General features: G+C 31.5%; 16 protein-coding genes. 5 read left to right on the forward strand and 11 right to left on the reverse strand.

Translation table 11 applies throughout. The features are described from left to right. Positions 1 to 15: 15 nt before the first annotated feature. Complete coding sequence (locus tag ACW5YJ_RS11170) at positions 16 to 363, reverse strand: UPF0738 family protein (protein ID WP_017722300.1); 348 nt, start codon at positions 361 to 363, stop codon at positions 16 to 18. A gap of 188 nt (positions 364 to 551) precedes the next feature. Here ACW5YJ_RS11170 and ACW5YJ_RS11175 point away from each other — a divergent pair, with 188 nt between their 5' ends. The 3 genes from ACW5YJ_RS11175 to yjbH all read left to right on the forward strand — a co-directional run bounded on the left by ACW5YJ_RS11175 (position 552) and on the right by yjbH (position 2,401). Further along, complete coding sequence (locus ACW5YJ_RS11175) at positions 552 to 1,136, forward strand: CYTH domain-containing protein (RefSeq protein ID WP_119614024.1); 585 nt, start codon at positions 552 to 554, stop codon at positions 1,134 to 1,136. Between the two features lie 87 nt (positions 1,137 to 1,223). After that, positions 1,224 to 1,595 (forward strand): truncated hemoglobin YjbI, encoded by a 372-nt coding sequence (locus tag ACW5YJ_RS11180; protein ID WP_017722302.1) that lies wholly within the window; start codon positions 1,224 to 1,226, stop codon positions 1,593 to 1,595. A 17-nt stretch (positions 1,596 to 1,612) separates the two neighbouring features. After that, positions 1,613 to 2,401, forward strand: a complete 789-nt coding sequence (yjbH, locus tag ACW5YJ_RS11185; RefSeq protein ID WP_017722303.1) for a protease adaptor protein YjbH — start codon at positions 1,613 to 1,615, stop codon at positions 2,399 to 2,401. A gap of 404 nt (positions 2,402 to 2,805) precedes the next feature. Here the strand turns inward: yjbH and pepF are convergent, their stop codons facing one another. The 4 genes from pepF to spxA form a co-directional block, all read right to left on the reverse strand. Continuing rightward, on the reverse strand, positions 2,806 to 4,614 hold the full coding sequence (pepF, locus tag ACW5YJ_RS11190; protein WP_017722304.1) for an oligoendopeptidase F: 1,809 nt from the start codon (positions 4,612 to 4,614) through the stop codon (positions 2,806 to 2,808). Between the two features lie 53 nt (positions 4,615 to 4,667). Next, positions 4,668 to 5,666: a competence protein CoiA gene (locus ACW5YJ_RS11195; protein WP_153672668.1), complete on the reverse strand. Its 999-nt coding sequence runs from the start codon at positions 5,664 to 5,666 to the stop codon at positions 4,668 to 4,670. Between the two features lie 198 nt (positions 5,667 to 5,864). Continuing rightward, positions 5,865 to 6,581 carry an adaptor protein MecA gene (gene mecA / locus ACW5YJ_RS11200; RefSeq protein WP_017722306.1) on the reverse strand — a complete coding sequence of 239 codons (717 nt, stop codon included), beginning with the start codon at positions 6,579 to 6,581 and terminating at the stop codon, positions 5,865 to 5,867. 339 nt (positions 6,582 to 6,920) lie between these two features. Further along, a complete protein-coding gene (gene spxA / locus ACW5YJ_RS11205) occupies positions 6,921 to 7,316 on the reverse strand; it encodes a transcriptional regulator SpxA (RefSeq protein ID WP_002483765.1) in 396 nt (131 codons plus the stop codon). A gap of 304 nt (positions 7,317 to 7,620) precedes the next feature. Here spxA and trpS point away from each other — a divergent pair, with 304 nt between their 5' ends. Continuing rightward, a complete protein-coding gene (gene trpS, locus ACW5YJ_RS11210) occupies positions 7,621 to 8,610 on the forward strand; it encodes a tryptophan--tRNA ligase (protein WP_017722307.1) in 990 nt (329 codons plus the stop codon). A 70-nt stretch (positions 8,611 to 8,680) separates the two neighbouring features. Here trpS and ACW5YJ_RS11215 read toward each other — a convergent pair whose 3' ends face one another. Genes ACW5YJ_RS11215 through opp3b form a run of 5 tightly spaced genes read right to left on the reverse strand, consistent with a single transcriptional unit; the run spans position 8,681 to position 14,385 of the window. After that, on the reverse strand, positions 8,681 to 10,336 hold the full coding sequence (locus tag ACW5YJ_RS11215; RefSeq protein WP_107551799.1) for a peptide ABC transporter substrate-binding protein: 1,656 nt from the start codon (positions 10,334 to 10,336) through the stop codon (positions 8,681 to 8,683). A 20-nt stretch (positions 10,337 to 10,356) separates the two neighbouring features. Next, positions 10,357 to 11,301 carry an ABC transporter ATP-binding protein gene (locus ACW5YJ_RS11220; RefSeq protein WP_457338176.1) on the reverse strand — a complete coding sequence of 315 codons (945 nt, stop codon included), beginning with the start codon at positions 11,299 to 11,301 and terminating at the stop codon, positions 10,357 to 10,359. Then, a complete protein-coding gene (locus ACW5YJ_RS11225) occupies positions 11,291 to 12,373 on the reverse strand; it encodes an ABC transporter ATP-binding protein (RefSeq protein ID WP_017722310.1) in 1,083 nt (360 codons plus the stop codon). The genes ACW5YJ_RS11220 and ACW5YJ_RS11225 overlap by 11 nt, the downstream gene beginning before the upstream one ends. 18 nt (positions 12,374 to 12,391) lie before the next feature. Further along, the gene (gene opp3C / locus ACW5YJ_RS11230) at positions 12,392 to 13,459 is read right to left on the reverse strand and encodes an oligopeptide ABC transporter permease (RefSeq protein WP_017722311.1); all 1,068 of its coding nucleotides are present in this window, start codon (positions 13,457 to 13,459) and stop codon (positions 12,392 to 12,394) included. Beyond that, a complete protein-coding gene (opp3b, locus tag ACW5YJ_RS11235; RefSeq protein ID WP_017722312.1) occupies positions 13,459 to 14,385 on the reverse strand; it encodes an oligopeptide ABC transporter permease in 927 nt (308 codons plus the stop codon). The genes opp3C and opp3b overlap by 1 nt, the downstream gene beginning before the upstream one ends. Positions 14,386 to 14,629: 244 nt before the next feature. On the opposite strand from opp3b, the gene ACW5YJ_RS11240 reads away from it, so the two are divergent. Then, a complete protein-coding gene (locus tag ACW5YJ_RS11240) occupies positions 14,630 to 15,004 on the forward strand; it encodes a DUF3899 domain-containing protein (protein ID WP_017722313.1) in 375 nt (124 codons plus the stop codon). Positions 15,005 to 15,233: 229 nt separating this feature from the next. Here ACW5YJ_RS11240 and ACW5YJ_RS11245 read toward each other — a convergent pair whose 3' ends face one another. Then, positions 15,234 to 16,466, reverse strand: a complete 1,233-nt coding sequence (locus ACW5YJ_RS11245) for an MFS transporter (RefSeq protein ID WP_017722314.1) — start codon at positions 16,464 to 16,466, stop codon at positions 15,234 to 15,236. Positions 16,467 to 16,593 lie beyond the last annotated feature (127 nt).

Below are 16,593 nucleotides of genomic sequence, written 5' to 3' on the forward strand. Positions count from 1 at the left end.
GTGCCTCACTCCGCTTCAATCTAATTCGAAAATATCCTCTACAACGGAAACAAACTCCTTACCATAATTTGAATTACCTTGAATGTTATCCAATATGTAATTAAACTCATTTTCGAATTGTTTTAATTCTAAGTCGTCATTAACGATAATTTTTTTGCCTTTGTTTTCATGTAACATAGACCACGTTTCTTGTACAAATATCAAGTACGAATAGTTTTGTCCGTCGTCTAAAATGTATGCAAAGCTGTAATTATCACTATCAACAAGCATTTGTCCTGCTTCTTGTAAACCTTCTGTGGATTGTTCTGTATAGCAATTAATGCTATCTTCTGTAATTTTAATTTCATTCACATAAATACGCATGCTTGTTCCTCCTTATTCTTCATTATTTTAACATAATTTCATACTACATAACACGTTACAAGATAATGTTATACCAACATCAATCCATCAATTTCAACTATTTATGTAATCATAAATGCAGTTCAATTTAAATTAAATAAAAAGTGTTTTAAAATAAATGAATATACGCACCAGAAGGAGAGATTATAGTGGCAACAAATAACGAGATTGAATTCAAACAATTGTTAACAGAAAGTCAATACAATGTTATTCATAAAACCTATTTCAACGAAATTGAACCGTATAAACAAACAAATTTCTATATTGATACGCCAGACTTTGATTTAAAAGACCATAAATCAGCTTTGAGAATTCGTGTGAAAGATGAGTACTTAGAGATGACATTAAAAATACCAGCTGAAGTAGGTCTTACTGAATACAATTTTGAAACACATGTCGTTCCTGAATTAAACAAGCCTATTCCAGAACAATCGTTGCCTTCTGAAATTGCAGATCAACTTACAAAGATGGATATCGATTTAACTGAATTAATTATTCTTGGTTCACTTAAAACTGAACGCTTAGAGAAAGAAATAAATGGAAACTTACTTGTACTTGATAAAAGTACTTACCTAGATTTTGAAGATTTTGAATTAGAATACGAAGTAGAAGATTATGATGAAGGTTTAATTCAATTTAAATCAATCCTTGAAAAATTTGATATAAAACATGAAATTCCAGCTAATAAAGTACAAAGATTTTTTAATCGTAAATCAAATTTATATCATAATTAATCACATGCAATTGTAAGAAGTCGAATTACTTCCAAATGTAAAAATTCATGTTATATTAGTATTATATTAACAGGATACGGTGATATTATGACGCAAACACCATATGAAATCATTGGCCAAAAAGCCTTGTATGAGATGATTGATTACTTTTATTATTTAGTAGAACAAGATAGTAGAATTAATCACTTGTTTCCAGGAGATTTTGCAGAAACAAGCAGAAAACAAAAACAATTTTTAACACAATTCTTAGGTGGACCAAATCTTTACACACAAGAACATGGTCATCCAATGTTGAAAAGACGTCATTTAGATTTTATTATAACAAATCATGAACGTGATGCTTGGTTAGAAAATATGTATAAAGCTATACAGCATGCTGATTTTCCCGAAGGTGTCGGTGATTATTTATACGAGAGATTACGTTTAACAGCGAATCACATGGTTAATTCCGAAAATTAATTGTAGGTGGAATAGACATGACTGAAGAATTAAGATTAATACAACCCAATAGTCGTGAAGATGTAAATCTTTCACCTGTTAGTAAGATAGAAATTTATTCCTTTTTTGATCCATTCAGTAAGGAATGTTTTAAATTATCTGCAATCCTTTCTAAATTACGCATTGAGTATAAACAATATATAAGTATTAGACATATATTGAACCCTTCATTACGCGTTTTGACAAAATGCCAAGCGCAAAGTACATCTGATTTAGATAATATCGCACTCGCATATAAAGCCGCTGAACTTCAGGGACGTATACGTGCAGAGCGTTTTATACATCTTGTACAAAATGAAATTATACCCAAGCGAGATATTATTACAGAATCGATGGTTAATAATTGTATCAGTAACGCAGGGCTAGACTACGAAGTTTTTAAAGAAGATTTGCAAAGTAACTGTTTAAAAGATAGTTTACAAGTTGATTTGCATATCGCACGAGAAATGGAAATTGAAGAAGCTCCTTCCCTCGTATTCTTTAGCGAGGACGTACACGAAGAAGGATTAAAAGTAGAAGGATTATATCCTTACCATATTTATACTTATATTATTAACGAACTCATTGGTTCAACAATTGAAAAAGAATTACCACCAAGTCTTGAAGAATATATTCAACAACAACAATTAGTTACTAAAGAAGAGTTACTGACAATATATGAGTGGCCAGAAAAACTAATGAATAAAGAGCTAAAAAAATTAGCAATTCAACAAAAAATTGAAAAACTTAAGTCGCCAGACGGCAAATTTTGGAAAGCTAAAAATTAATACTCTATGATTTAACTTTATAACCAAATAGCTTTTATTAAATAGATAATAACATAAAATGTACTACTTAAATTAAAAACGATAATTTTTACTACAATGCAGTAAAAATTATCGTTTTTTTGTTTTCATTATCTTTTCCACTTAAAGTTGATTGAATAGTTATTCAATTATACTTATTTTTAGAAGAATCATTAAAAAAGAGTACAAAAAAACGCCGTGTCTGATTACACGGCGCTAAACAAAGGGGATGGGAGAAATTTTTCACTTCAAACAAAGGGGTATGTTTGTTATGTGATTAATTTCATGTTTATAATATAACACGGTAAAATACACCTTTCAACCTTTTAAATTAAATAAATTTAGTTTGTCACAAACTTGTCATATTGTAAACGAATACATTCATACTAAGCTTTCATTAACTTTTCAAACGCATCTAATTTTTGTTCGAATACTTGGCAAGCTTGCTCAATTGGTTCAGGTGTTGTCATGTCTACCCCAGCATTTTTCAAGATTTCTATTGGATAATTTGAACTACCTTTTTTCAAGAATTCATTAATGTATCTATCTACTGCTGGTTGCCCTTCAGTTAATATCTGATGACTTAAACTTTGTGCAGCGCTATAGCCTGTTGCATATTGATACACATAGTAGTTCATATAAAAGTGAGGAATTCTTGACCACTCTTTGCTGATATCTTCATCTGTTTCAACTGAGTCACCAAAATAAACGCGGTTTAATTCAGCATATTCTTCGTTCATACGATTTGCTGTTAATGGCTCACCTGCTTCTTCTATCTGATGAATTTTGTGTTCAAATTCAGCAAACATCGTTTGTCTAAATAATGTGGCACGGAAACGCTCAAGCTCTTGGTTTAATAACAACAATCTACGTTCATCATCTAAATGTTTATCCATATAATCACTTAGTAATGCTTCATTACAAGTAGATGCTACTTCCGCCACAAATATTGTATAATCGCTTGAATTAGATGGTTGATTTTTACGACTGAAATAACTATGAGCTGAGTGACCAAATTCATGTACTAACGTGTATAAATCTGACACAGTATTAGACCAATTTAATAAGATAAATGGATTTGTTAGATGTGCACCTGAAGAATAACCGCCTGAACGTTTACCTTTATTTTCATATACGTCTACCCAACGATTATTTAATCCTTCATTTACTACTTCCATATACTCTTCACCCATAGGTTGTAAAGCTTTAAGCATCCAATCTTTTGCTTCCTCATATGGCATTTCAAACTTCACATCTTTAACTAAAGGTGTATATAAGTCGTACATTTTCATATCTTCAAGACCTAACAATTCTTTACGTAATTCTGTATAACGGTGCAATAATGGTAAATATTTATGGACTGTTTTTACTAAATTGTCATAGACTGCTTCTGGGATATGATTATTACTTAAAGCTGCTGCTCTTGCAGATTCATAGTTATGTGTACGTGCATTAAACACATTCTTTTTAACTTCTCCTGCTAATGTAGCACTTAAAGTATTATTATAAGCACCATAAGCTTTATATAAATTTTCAAATGCAGATTTTCTTAATATACGGTCATCTGATTCTAAACACTTTATGAATGTGCCTTGTGTAAGTGAATGGCGGTTACCATCCTTATCGATGGCATCTTCAAACTCTAAATCAGCATTGCTGAACATACCATATACATTATCAGCTGTTGATAAAGCATCTTGTGCCTCTGTAAGTAACTTTTCTTTATCCGCACTCAACACGTGTGGACGTTTTTCATTAATTAATTTCAAATCAAATTCATATTGTTTTAAATTGTCATTTTCATCAATAAATGATTGAATCTTGTCTTCATCAATTTGTAATATTTCAGGTACTAAAAAACTCCATCCTGAACTAAACTTAATTATTAATTGATGAGCACGCGCTTCATAACCTGTGTATTTATCGTTAGCTGTATCTTGATCTTGCTTTAAATGTGCGTATACATAAACTTTTTCTAATTTAGAGCCTAATTCATCTTCTAAAGCTAATGCTTGATATAAAGTCTCAGCACTATCAGCTAAATGACCTTTAAATTTTTGTTCTTTTCCTAAATTTTGTTCTGCTTCTTTAAAAGCTTCTTCAAAAGCTTCATCCGATTCGAATATGGTAGTTAAATCCCATGTATATTCAGGATATTTACGTTCTTGTTCTTCTCTTGTTAATTGTTGTGTCATAATTTTAGTAAACCTCCTATTAAATTCAATACCATAATTTTCTCATGTAAGACTCAATTTTGCACGTTTTTATACCTAATATTTCGATATGATTTTTGAAACTTATAGATAATTGCTTGAACTATTACTCGGCTATTAACATCATAATTATAAAAATGATTATACTTAATAGTATTTAAGAATAAGCCTTCATTAATATTGTTTGTATCTAACATATTTAGCAATTGCAATTGCCAATAGATAGGATGTGATTGTATAAATATTTGTTCTGGATACACCATACCTAAATTTTCACAAACCCATGATTCTGCTAGTTGTAAATTGTAAATAATACTCAAACTAGGCTCACGAACAGTCCTTTGACGTCTGCAATACTTAATATATTGTTTAATTGAAGACTTCGTTAATTTAAAATGACATGGTAACATTGGAGAGTCATTTTTATTAAAATAATATGTAAATTGTTTATATGAAAGTTGTTCCCTAATAGCTATGTAACGATTTCCACCAATAAATTGAACTATTTTATATCTATATAATAAAAACGTGTCGCTATGCCACGAAAAAAGTTGTCTTCTTTTCAAATTAATATAAGTACGTTCCGACTTATTTAAAATTAAAATTTTTGTTCTTTTATTATATTTCAACTTACCGATAATCCAAATAACATCAAAACCAATACTAGCTAAAGCATTGCTTCGCTTTTTTATATTATCTATAGTTATATTTGAAAACTGTATTTCAATCGCAATTTTATTATTAATGATTAAATCAGGATATTGATAGCACTGATATATATAAGGTTCAATTACCACATAATAATCTAATTTATTTAATTGCTGTGCCAATTCATATTTAAACATATAATGTTCATAAGTCTCGCCTTTGTTACAAAAGTTTGAACTTTTGTAAATATGAGCAAAATGCGCTGTTTTCATTAGCCCTTTTTTTAAAATAACTTTATTTTGACAATGCGGGCACTTATAATCACAGTTATTATTAGCGTTATGCGCAGTTATTAGTACCCCGTTGCCATCTTTCGCGTAAAACATGTTTGAATCACCTCATTTAATATACACGGTAATCTCACATAAATTACTTTAGTAAATTATAATTTCAACTTACCTGATATAAAAAAGCCGACAAAGTATAAACTTTGTCGGCACAGGGTCTTTCTTAAAAACATAACTCTTACTATACATTACAAATCAATTCTAGTAATGGTTATATCATTCATTTATTCACATTAATTACTCTGCAGTGTTTGGAAAATAACGACGCACTTGTGACGCAACATTATGGCTCATGATTATTTTTGCATAGTCATTTAAATATACTTCAGATTTATCAGTAGGATATGCGAACTCAAGTAATTGACTATAACTATCATTAATTGTTTCTTGATCTACATTTTCGTCAAAATGCACAGCATAATAATAAATATTGTTAAGACTATATAATAAATCTTCAAATGCATCTGTCACTTGATCGTTGTGATGTGCATAATCGATTACTTCTTCTAAATCACTAAATTTAACAATAACAGTACGTGTATTTTGCTGTTTATGGTCATTTCGTTCTTGGCTATGGTTATTTTCTTTCTGTTGTTGACGTTGCTCAAATAAATCTTCTAAACTATCATCTTGATCAAACGTCTGTGATAATAAATCGTTCACTTGATAATCAAGCTGTTCATTATCTTCATCTGACATATTTATCAAATCTTCATTTTTAGATTTAGATATCGTTACCTCAACACCTTTTTCAAAAGCGTGTACTTGAATCCATAATGGGCCTTCAACAACAAAATCTTCTTCTTCATTGATTTCTTCCATCATATTCCAAAAGAATTCTTCTCCACGTTTGCGATTAGTCCACAAATCTTCACGTTTAAAACCTCTTGCTTCAATATCACTATATGTTATAAATAATTTAACGGTAGTATCGTCAACGCGCTCTATTCTCATATCATCTCACTCCTTACAGTCGATGAATAGTAATCATATTGTATTAGAACATAGCAATAATTACAATTGATTTGTTTGATTAAATTTCACTAAATTCCAATTAGTATCTTATATTAACATATACCCTAATATTAGCCAAAAAAACAGCACTAACTATTCAAGCGTGCTGCACCAAAATTAACTTAACTCTATATTAAATCGATTTTTCCGCTTAGACAACCTTTGCATTTGACCTAAGCCTATTAGTATTTGTTATGTTAAATATAACAAAACCATAAAGCAATTTTTTAATTCATTACTTTATGGTTTACGATTTATTTATTTCACTTATAATTTGTCTTAGTCAACCATACGTTGCGCTTCTTGCAATTGGAACGTACGAACTTTTCTAGGTAAGAAACGTCTGATTTCATCTTCATTATAACCAACTTGTAGACGTTTTTCGTCTAAAATAATTGGACGACGTAATAAACCAGGGTTATCTTGAATAATTGAATATAAATCTTGAAGTGGTAGCGCATCAATATCTACATTTAATTTTTGGTAAGTTTTAGAACGTGTAGATATAATTTCATCAGTACCGTCTTCAGTCATTTTTAAAATTTGTTTGATTTCGTCAATTGTTAAGTGTTCTGAAAAAATGTTACGCTCCGTATACGGAATGTCATGTTCTTGTAACCATGCTTTCGCTTTACGGCAAGATGTGCAACTTGGTGAAGTAAATAATGTTACCATACATCTCACTCTCCTATTTTTCATGAATGTAAATTCATTTGATTTCAATATTTATATGATTAGGAAACTTTATAGTTTTCTTCGCCTTCCTTAACCTTACAATGAAAGTATACCCTTTCAACATTAAAATTAAATGAGAATTCTCTAATTTTTTTCAAAAAATTTAAAATAAAAGTATTTCTCAATAAATTCAACTAGAAATATTGATGTACATGTAGTTTAACATAACTTACAAATGATTGAAATACTGTTATAATAAACGTATTGTGTATTAAATTAAATTTCAGAAAGTAGGCATCATAAAATGGAAACATTATTTTCAGGTATCCAGCCTAGTGGGATTCCAACAATTGGTAACTACATTGGCGCATTGAAACAATTTGGTGAAGTACAAGATGATTACGATTGTTTCTTTTGTATCGTGGACCAACACGCAATCACGGTACCCCAAGATCGATTAAAACTACGTAAACAAATTAGACAACTTGCTGCAATCTATTTAGCTTCTGGTATAGATCCAGAAAAATCAACACTGTTTATTCAATCTGAGGTTCCTGCGCATGTTCAAGCAAGTTGGATGCTCACTACAATTTCTTCAATTGGCGAATTAGAACGTATGACGCAATTTAAAGATAAAGCAGTAAAACAAACTGAAGGTGTACCAGCAGGGTTATTAACTTATCCACCATTGATGGCTGCTGATATCGTTATTTATAATACTAATATCGTACCAGTTGGTGATGACCAAAAACAACATATGGAGTTAACACGTAATCTAGTAGATAGATTTAACTCCCGTTATAATGATGTATTGATTAAACCAGAAATCCGTATGCCAAAAGTTGGAGGCCGCGTGATGAGTCTTCAAGACCCAACTAAAAAAATGAGTAAAAGTGATGATAATCAGAAAAACTTTATCTCATTACTTGATCAGCCAAATGCTGCCGCTAAAAAAATCAAAAGTGCTGTAACAGATTCTGACGGTATCATTAAATTTGATCGTGAAAATAAACCAGGAATTTCTAATTTATTATCTATTTATTCAAGTTTAACTAATGAATCTATTGATTCACTTCAAGAAAAATATAAAGACTCAAACTATGGTGTGTTTAAAGCAGATTTAGCAGAAATAGTAAAATCATTCTTAACTAATTTCCAAGAAAAATATGACTATTATTTCAATTCTGATGAGCTTGATACAATATTAGATAATGGTAGAGATAAAGCACAAAAAGTGTCATTTAAAACATTAAAAAAAATGGAAAAAGCTATGGGCTTAGGTCGTAAAAGATAACTTACTGACCTTACAATTTCCAGAACATAAAAAAGGAGAATCCAGTAATTCGGATTCTCCTTTTTTATGCTTATTTTTCTTTCTTTTTACCAGTTTTAGGGTCGATACTCTTATCAATTTTCACATGTTTTAGTGTCGTATCTCCACCAATTTGATGATACACCAAACCTTTAACTTGAGGATTAGTTAAATGCGCTTCCCCTTTTTGGTAAATCGGTGCAACTGGCGCTTCTGCTAATAATAATTCCTCTGCTTCCTTCATTGCTGCATTTCGTTCTTCAGGTTTCTTCAATAATTTGCCATTGGCATCCTTAACTAATTTATCGAATTCTTTATTGCCCCATCCTGTATTATTAGATGGATTCCCTGTAGTCATAATATTCAAGAAAGTTAATGGATCTGGGTAATCTGGTCCCCAACCAGATAATGATGCTTCAAATGTCTCAGAATGTTCTTGATTCACCCTTTGTTTAAACGGTAATTGTTTAATATTCATTGTAACTCCTGGTAAATTTCTTTCAATTTGAGATTTAATAAACTCTGCTGAAATTTTCGAACCTGGAGTATCTTCCGTATTCATTGTAAATGTTAACTCTTTGATACCTAACTCTTTTTTGGCTTTCTCTAAATGTTGTTTTGCTGCTTTAGGATTATATGTTAACGGTGAATTGATTGATTCAGTAAAATCCTTACCATCTGGTGATTTAGCTGTTAGTTTAGATGTAAAGCCATCTGTAGCTTCTGAACCGTTGTTCAAAACTGAATTTACATAACCTTCTTTATTAATAGCTTGAGAAATTGCTAACCTTAAGTCTTTGTTTTTAAATTCTGGTACATTGTCTCGATTTAACTTAATATAAAATGTACTTGCTAATAAACGTTTCTTTAATCCTGGATCATCTGCATATTTATCAACTTGGTCGGCAGTTATCGTTGTATCGTCTACAGAACCTGTATCATATAGTGACGCACCTGCTTGCTGATCTTTCAACACTTTATAATTTACACGATCTAAATTCACTGCTTTTTTATCCCAATAATCATCATTTTTCACAAGTTGTATTTTATCTTCAACTTTCCAATCTTTTACTTTAAACGGTCCATTGAACACTGTTTTATCAGCTGTAGTACCATATTGTTGTCCAGCTTTCTTCACAGCTTTTTCATTTTGTGGCATAAACGTTGCAAAGGCTAGCATCTCATTCATATATGGTATTGGTTTTGTTAATTCCACTTTTAATGTGTGGTCATCAACTGCTTTAACTCCTAGCTCATCTACGTCTTTTTTGCCCATATTTATTTCTTCAGCATTCTTTAAATCATACATAATATAAGCATATTCAGATGCCGTGTCTGGGTTAACGACACGTTTCCATGCAAATTCAAAATCATGTGCTGTAACGGGGTCGCCATTAGACCATTTTGCATCTTTACGCAAATCAATCGTCAAAGTTTTACCACCATTACTTTCTTTTGGCATAGCTTTTGCAACACCTGGTTTCGCTTTATCATTTTTATCTAAGGTATATAAACCTTCATATACCTGATTATATATATCAAATGAAACTGTATCAGTAGCTAAGGCCGTATCTAATGAAGAAATATCTTGTGGTATCACTTTTCTAAATACATCCCCTTTATCAGAATAAATTCCTTCAGCATTGCCACAACCTGCTAATACAACCGATAGTACTACTAAAATAATTAAAAACTTAGATTTTTTCATTATATTCCCCCCTTCCCCTATTAAACAGAAGCCTCTTGTGTTTGAGATTTTAATTCTTTAGCTTCTTCTTCTGTAGTAAATACATAATGATTTACTCTAATTTCTTGTAATGATCGTTGATTATTTTTAGTGTCATCCTCTTTAAAATGAGTTCTTTTTCTAACTCTTTCACTTTCAGGGTCAGGTTGTGGTACAGCAGAAAGTAATGACTTCGTATAGGGATGCATTGGGTGATTGTAAATTTCATCTGCACTACCTATTTCAACAATTTTACCAAAATGCATAACCGCAATTCTGTCTGAAATGTATTTAACCATTGATAAGTCATGGGCAATAAATAAAAATGTTATGCCACGTTCTCTCTGCAATTTTAATAATAGATTTACTACTTGTGCTTGTATAGAGACATCTAACGCCGAAATAGGTTCATCAGCAATAATAAACTCAGGCTCAACTGCTAATGCTCTTGCAATCCCAATACGTTGACGTTGACCACCTGAAAATTCATGAGGATAACGATTGGCATGTTCTTTACTTAAACCAACAGTTTCTAGCAAATCATAGACACGTCTTTTTCGGTCTTTTACCCCTGTTGAAAGTTTGTGTATATCAATACCTTCAGCTACAATATCCATTACCTTAAGTCTTGGGTTTAATGAAGCATAAGGATCTTGGAAAATCATCTGAATTTTTTTATTGAATTTCAAAGAATCTTTACGATTTTTAATTTTTTGAATATCCACGCCTTCATATAAAATCTCGCCATCCGTTATTTCATTTAATTTAATAATCGCTTTGCCTGTGGTTGATTTTCCACATCCTGATTCACCAACAAGGCCAAAAGTTTCGCCTTTATAAACATCAAAAGAAATGTTTTCAATAGCTCTAACTTCATTACGTTTACCTTCGTTAAAATATTGTTTTAAATTTTTTACTTGTAATAATAACTCATTACTATTCTCCATTGAAAGACACCCTTTCTACCTGTTGTGGTTTATCAAAGTTATTTGGCATTTTACGCAAACGTTTTTTGACCATTTCTGGTGGTTCTACGCGAGGCGCACGATCGTCCAGTAACCATGATTTCACAAAATGTGTTGTCGATACCTGATACCATGGTGGTGGTGTCTTGAAATCAATATCTAAAGCAAATTGACTACGTTCCGCAAATGCATCCCCTTTTGGTGGGTGTAACAAATCAGGTGGTGTACCAGGAATCGCTAGCAACTCTGTATCAGCCCCAGTTGTTAAGTCTGGCATAGAAGAAAGTAATCCCCATGTATAAGGATGTTTAGGATCGTAGAATATTTCATCTACATCACCAGTTTCTACCATTTGCCCTCCATACATTACAGCAACTCTATCCGCTATGTTTGCTACAACACCTAGATCATGTGTAATAAATATAATAGAGGTACTGATTTTATGTTGAAGCTCCTTCATAAGTTCTAATATTTGTGCTTGCATTGTTACATCGAGTGCAGTTGTAGGCTCATCTGCGATAAGTACTTTTGGTTCACATGCGAGAGCCGTCGCTATAACGATTCTTTGTCTTTGTCCACCAGAAAATTGATGGGGATAAGCGTTAAATCGTTTTTCAGCATTTGGTAAACCAACTAGATTCAGAATTTCAAGTGCTCTTTTTTTAGCATTTGCTTTATTATAATTTTTATGTTTAATTAATGGTTCCATAACCTGTTTTCCAATTTTCATAGTTGGGTTTAATGATGTCATCGGGTCTTGGAAAATCATAGAAATGTCTTTACCGCGCAATTTAATTAATTCTTGCTCTGATTTTCTCGCTAAATCTTCACCTAAGAAATTAATTTGTCCTTTTTTAATTCTTCCGGCGTCACCTTGAAATAATTTCGTAATAGCTTTTGTTGTTACTGATTTACCGGAACCAGATTCACCAACAATTGCTAATGTCTCTCCTTTATCGATAACAAAGTCAACGCCTCTTACCGCTTGCACTTCCCCTGCATCGATATCAAAGGAAACATGCAAATCACTAACTTCTAATATTCTTTCTGACATATCTGTTGCCTCCTTTTATTATCTACGCATTTTCGGATCAAATGCATCACGTAATCCATCACTAAATAGATAGAAGAATAAGATTAGTAAACTTAATACTAACGCTGGTATAAATAATTCATGTGGGTGGATGAGCAACATAGCTCTACCTTCATTTACCAAAGAACCCAAAGATGTTCTTGGCGCAGGTACCCCAATACCAATAAAGCTTAAGAATGCTTCAAAGAATATTGCGTTAGGCACTGTAAACATTGAAGTCACTACAATAACACCTAACGTGTTAGGTAAAATATGTTTGAAAATCAGTTTGAATTTTGATGCACCCAATGTTTTTGAAGCCAAAACAAATTCTTGGTTTTTCAACTTTAAAAATTCTCCACGAACGACACGACTCATACCAATCCAACCTGTGATAGCCATCGCTAAAATAATCGTCCATATAGATGGTTCAAAGATTAGTACAAATAAAATCACAACAATAAGTGTTGGAATAGAAGCAACAATTTCTATTATACGTTGCATAACATTATCTAATCGACCGCCAAAAAATCCTGATATTGCTCCGTATATGACTCCTATAAATATATCTAGTAAGGCAGCGACAACACCAATAAATAATGATACTTGTGCACCTTGCCATGTTCTTGACCATAAATCTCTACCTAATTGGTCTGTACCGAACCAGAAGTTTTCTTTAACCCCAGCTTCTTTATAAGCATCAACGCCTTGCGCTCCCTCACCATCAAATGGTAAGAATGAAATTTGGTCTAATACTGGTATCTTCGCCGGTAGATTACGACGCTCAACATCTTGTTCAGCATAGTCATGTGAACTTAATAACGGCCCTATCAGCGCTAATAGCACAATAATAATTAAACCAACCATCCCTACTACTGCAAGTTTATTTCGTTTCAATTGTGTCCATGCATCCTGCCAAAAGTTTTTACTCTCTCTTTGCATTTCAGGTTCTTTTTCAATATCATTGTTACTTCTAATAAAATCAGATGCTGGAATAGCTTCAGAGGTAGTAGTCATCACTGCATTTGAATGATCATCATTTAATTTTTCATCTCTTTTATCAGCCATTATTTTTTACCTCCTTGTACACGAATACGTGGATCAATAACACCATATAATATGTCTACAAGGAAAATGGAAACAATAAATAGTGTACTGAATAAAATTGTCGTTGCCATGATAACTGGGAAGTCATTTGTTGTTATAGATCTAACGAATTGATCCCCTAAACCAGGCACACCAAAGATATTTTCGATTGTTAGTGTACCTGTTAGGATACTTGCTAACATCGGCACAATAATTGTTATAACTGGAATTAAAGCATTCCTTAATGCATGGCCAAATAATACTCTCATTGTTGAGTTACCTTTGGCACGTGCTAACAAGATATAATCTGAACTTAATACTTCAATCATTTCCGCTCTTATGTATCTAGCCACGGTTGCTAGTACTGCTGCAGATAAAGCTAGTGAAGGTAGCACTGCTGTTGATAACCCTTCCCAACCCGCAACAGGAAACCACTGTAATCTTACTGAAAAGACATACTGCAATAATACTGCTAATACAAATGACGGTACTGAAACCGCAATAACTGAAATTACCGTTGCAGAATAATCCACCCAGGTGTTTTGCCGTACTGCTGCTATGACCCCCAAAATCAAACCTAGTATTACACCGATAACCATTGCTGTCATCCCCATCTCAAATGACGGTAACAATCTCGGTTTTATTAAGTCCCAAACAGGTTGATTGTCATATTGGAATGAGTTACCAAAGTCCCCCGTAACTACATTCTTTAGATAACTGGCATACTGTACAGGTACCGGATCATTCAGACCATATTTTTCATTTAAAATTTGTTTCTGCTCTTCATTTAATTTTTCATCATTAAATGGCGAACCAGGCATTAACTTCATTAAGAAAAAAGTGATCGTTATGATTATGAATAATGATAAAATCATATACCCTAATCGCTTCATAATATACTTAAGCATATTTTATCCCCCTTTAATTTCAGAATAAACATTCCCTTCAAAATATTCAGAAATATTTAATAACATTATACTTTTAGTTCATATTTTAATCAACATTGTTTTACTTTACATTATTAAAGTAATCATTTTTTAAATAAATTTATAAATCTTATAAGTATTGTTGTAAAAGAAATTCCATTAATTATTATTCATTTTTAAGTAATTTTAAGTTACAATAAATTTATTAATTAAAGGAGACAAAATAATGCGAAATTTAACTTCTATATTTGGTTGGGCGTTTTTAACACCCCTACTTTCTTTGCTGTTTTGGTTTTTCTTTTCACATACCTTAATATATTTTATTAATATTTTCTTCTATATTTCGATTTCATTAACCATATTCTTTTTTATTATCATTATCGTTCAAGAAGGTATTTTTGATCCTACAAGTTATGGTTTTAGAAGACTAAAATATCAGCTTTCAAGTAAAAAACACAAAGATACCATAGAAAATGATGAATTTTTTAAACCTAAACAAGTTAAAAAAGATGACTATTTTGTCTCTCCATGGGTAAAAATTGCATTTAGTTTTAATTTATTTTATTTAATACTCGCAATCGTTATATCATTTTTAATTTAAAGTCCAAGCTAATTGGTTAATTTAATTAAAATAATGATTCGTTATATATATTTTGTAATGCCATCAAACATTCAAACGAAAAATTAGTCCGAGACTTATATAGTTGTCTCGGACTAATTTGTTATATGGGCAGAAAATGATTATACCTTTGCTGCCAGTTATATTTTCTAAAAAAGATTAATTCTACTAAATCATTTTAGCAAAAAAATGATTTGTTGCTCTCTTTTTATTATTTCGTTTCAACATTCGGGTTACAAAACAAAGCATAATATAATAATACAAATCCTATTAAAACAACGGTTGCAACATATACCGACATCATCCATGGTAAAACAAAAGCCCCTATAATTAACCCAGAACGTGCTAATAAATTACCACCATAAAACGATACCATACCAAATGTATTATATGTACTTCGTTTATCATCTGGTATCATTAAAAATCTTTGTGCGTTTTGTATAGGCGAATATATCAACTCCCCTAATGTAGCAATAATGGAGAATAAACATAAAATCCAAAATGAGCTCGCAGACGTCAACACACTATAACCAACGGTATATAATATAATCCCTAAAATAAACGCAATTCTTTTCGATGTTGATTCCACAACTCTATTTACTGTAAAAGTTAAGGTAGCTACAACAAGTGTATTGATTATCATAATAACAGTAAACATTCTCACTCCATCTATGTAAAACCCAAAAAAGCTTAATGGTTCAAAATCAGACTTCAACCTAACCACAATATAAGAATTTAAACTTAACTCTGCCATAATTACTAACATAAACCCTAAATTTAACATCATAAAGTATTTATCTTTAATAACAGTATGGTAACTATTAATAAAATGTTTAAATTTTGATGTTAATTCTTCTTTTTTGTTATAAGCTTGCTCTACATCGTAGTATTTCTCAAAAAGGTACCAACTTATAAGCATTGCTAAGAAAAATATCATAAATAATAATCGCTTATGACCTAAATAGAGTAAAGCACCTAGCACCATTCCAATTGCTGTGCTAATATTAAACATCCAATAATTTAGTTGATACACGTATTCGCGAACTTCTTCATAAATTGCATCCATAATCGCTGCCTCAAAAATAGGTTCACTCGCAGCAAACATAATTTCAAAAATAAAAACTGTCACACAAAAAACAACTAATCCTATACCATCCATAGTAACGGTTATACTTAAAATAATAAGACAAATTGCATAAAGAAAATGAATGTAATTTACCACTTTCTTCCTATTATAATTGTCCCCTATATACCCTCCTATGAAGGACACAATGAAACTTACAATAAGATTTGTAATTAAGAAAACACCTGCAAATACTGCATTCACTTTACTAGTTAAATATAATGCCAAGAAAGGTAAAATCGCTTGGCTCGCAATAATTAATATAAAATCTGCTATAAGTCGTGTTTTTAATGTTGTGGATAGAGTTAAAAACCTTTTCATCTTATGCCCTCCCCAATGTTTACTTTATCAATGAGCCTGGGACATAATTAGATGTCTCAGGCTCATTTTCAATTTGGCAGTAGGTGACTGAATTGAAAATACGCTTATATCAAGCTTTTTTCAATGC

Source organism: Staphylococcus sp. mip270_02 (assembly GCF_054031535.1).

Bases quoted from the DNA above. Each gene is read 5' to 3' on its own strand.
- ACW5YJ_RS11170 (WP_017722300.1), bottom strand. From the start codon at position 363: ATGCGTATTTATGTGAATGAAATTAAAATTACAGAAGATAGCATTAAT.
- ACW5YJ_RS11180 (WP_017722302.1), top strand. From the start codon at position 1,224: ATGACGCAAACACCATATGAAATCATTGGCCAAAAAGCCTTGTATGAG.
- yjbH (WP_017722303.1), top strand. From the start codon at position 1,613: ATGACTGAAGAATTAAGATTAATACAACCCAATAGTCGTGAAGATGTA.
- pepF (WP_017722304.1), bottom strand. From the start codon at position 4,614: ATGACACAACAATTAACAAGAGAAGAACAAGAACGTAAATATCCTGAA.
- ACW5YJ_RS11195 (WP_153672668.1), bottom strand. From the start codon at position 5,666: ATGTTTTACGCGAAAGATGGCAACGGGGTACTAATAACTGCGCATAAC.
- mecA (WP_017722306.1), bottom strand. From the start codon at position 6,581: ATGAGAATAGAGCGCGTTGACGATACTACCGTTAAATTATTTATAACA.
- spxA (WP_002483765.1), bottom strand. From the start codon at position 7,316: ATGGTAACATTATTTACTTCACCAAGTTGCACATCTTGCCGTAAAGCG.
- trpS (WP_017722307.1), top strand. From the start codon at position 7,621: ATGGAAACATTATTTTCAGGTATCCAGCCTAGTGGGATTCCAACAATT.
- ACW5YJ_RS11215 (WP_107551799.1), bottom strand. From the start codon at position 10,336: ATGAAAAAATCTAAGTTTTTAATTATTTTAGTAGTACTATCGGTTGTA.
- ACW5YJ_RS11220 (WP_457338176.1), bottom strand. From the start codon at position 11,301: ATGGAGAATAGTAATGAGTTATTATTACAAGTAAAAAATTTAAAACAA.
- ACW5YJ_RS11225 (WP_017722310.1), bottom strand. From the start codon at position 12,373: ATGTCAGAAAGAATATTAGAAGTTAGTGATTTGCATGTTTCCTTTGAT.
- opp3C (WP_017722311.1), bottom strand. From the start codon at position 13,459: ATGGCTGATAAAAGAGATGAAAAATTAAATGATGATCATTCAAATGCA.
- opp3b (WP_017722312.1), bottom strand. From the start codon at position 14,385: ATGCTTAAGTATATTATGAAGCGATTAGGGTATATGATTTTATCATTA.
- ACW5YJ_RS11240 (WP_017722313.1), top strand. From the start codon at position 14,630: ATGCGAAATTTAACTTCTATATTTGGTTGGGCGTTTTTAACACCCCTA.
- ACW5YJ_RS11245 (WP_017722314.1), bottom strand. From the start codon at position 16,466: ATGAAAAGGTTTTTAACTCTATCCACAACATTAAAAACACGACTTATA.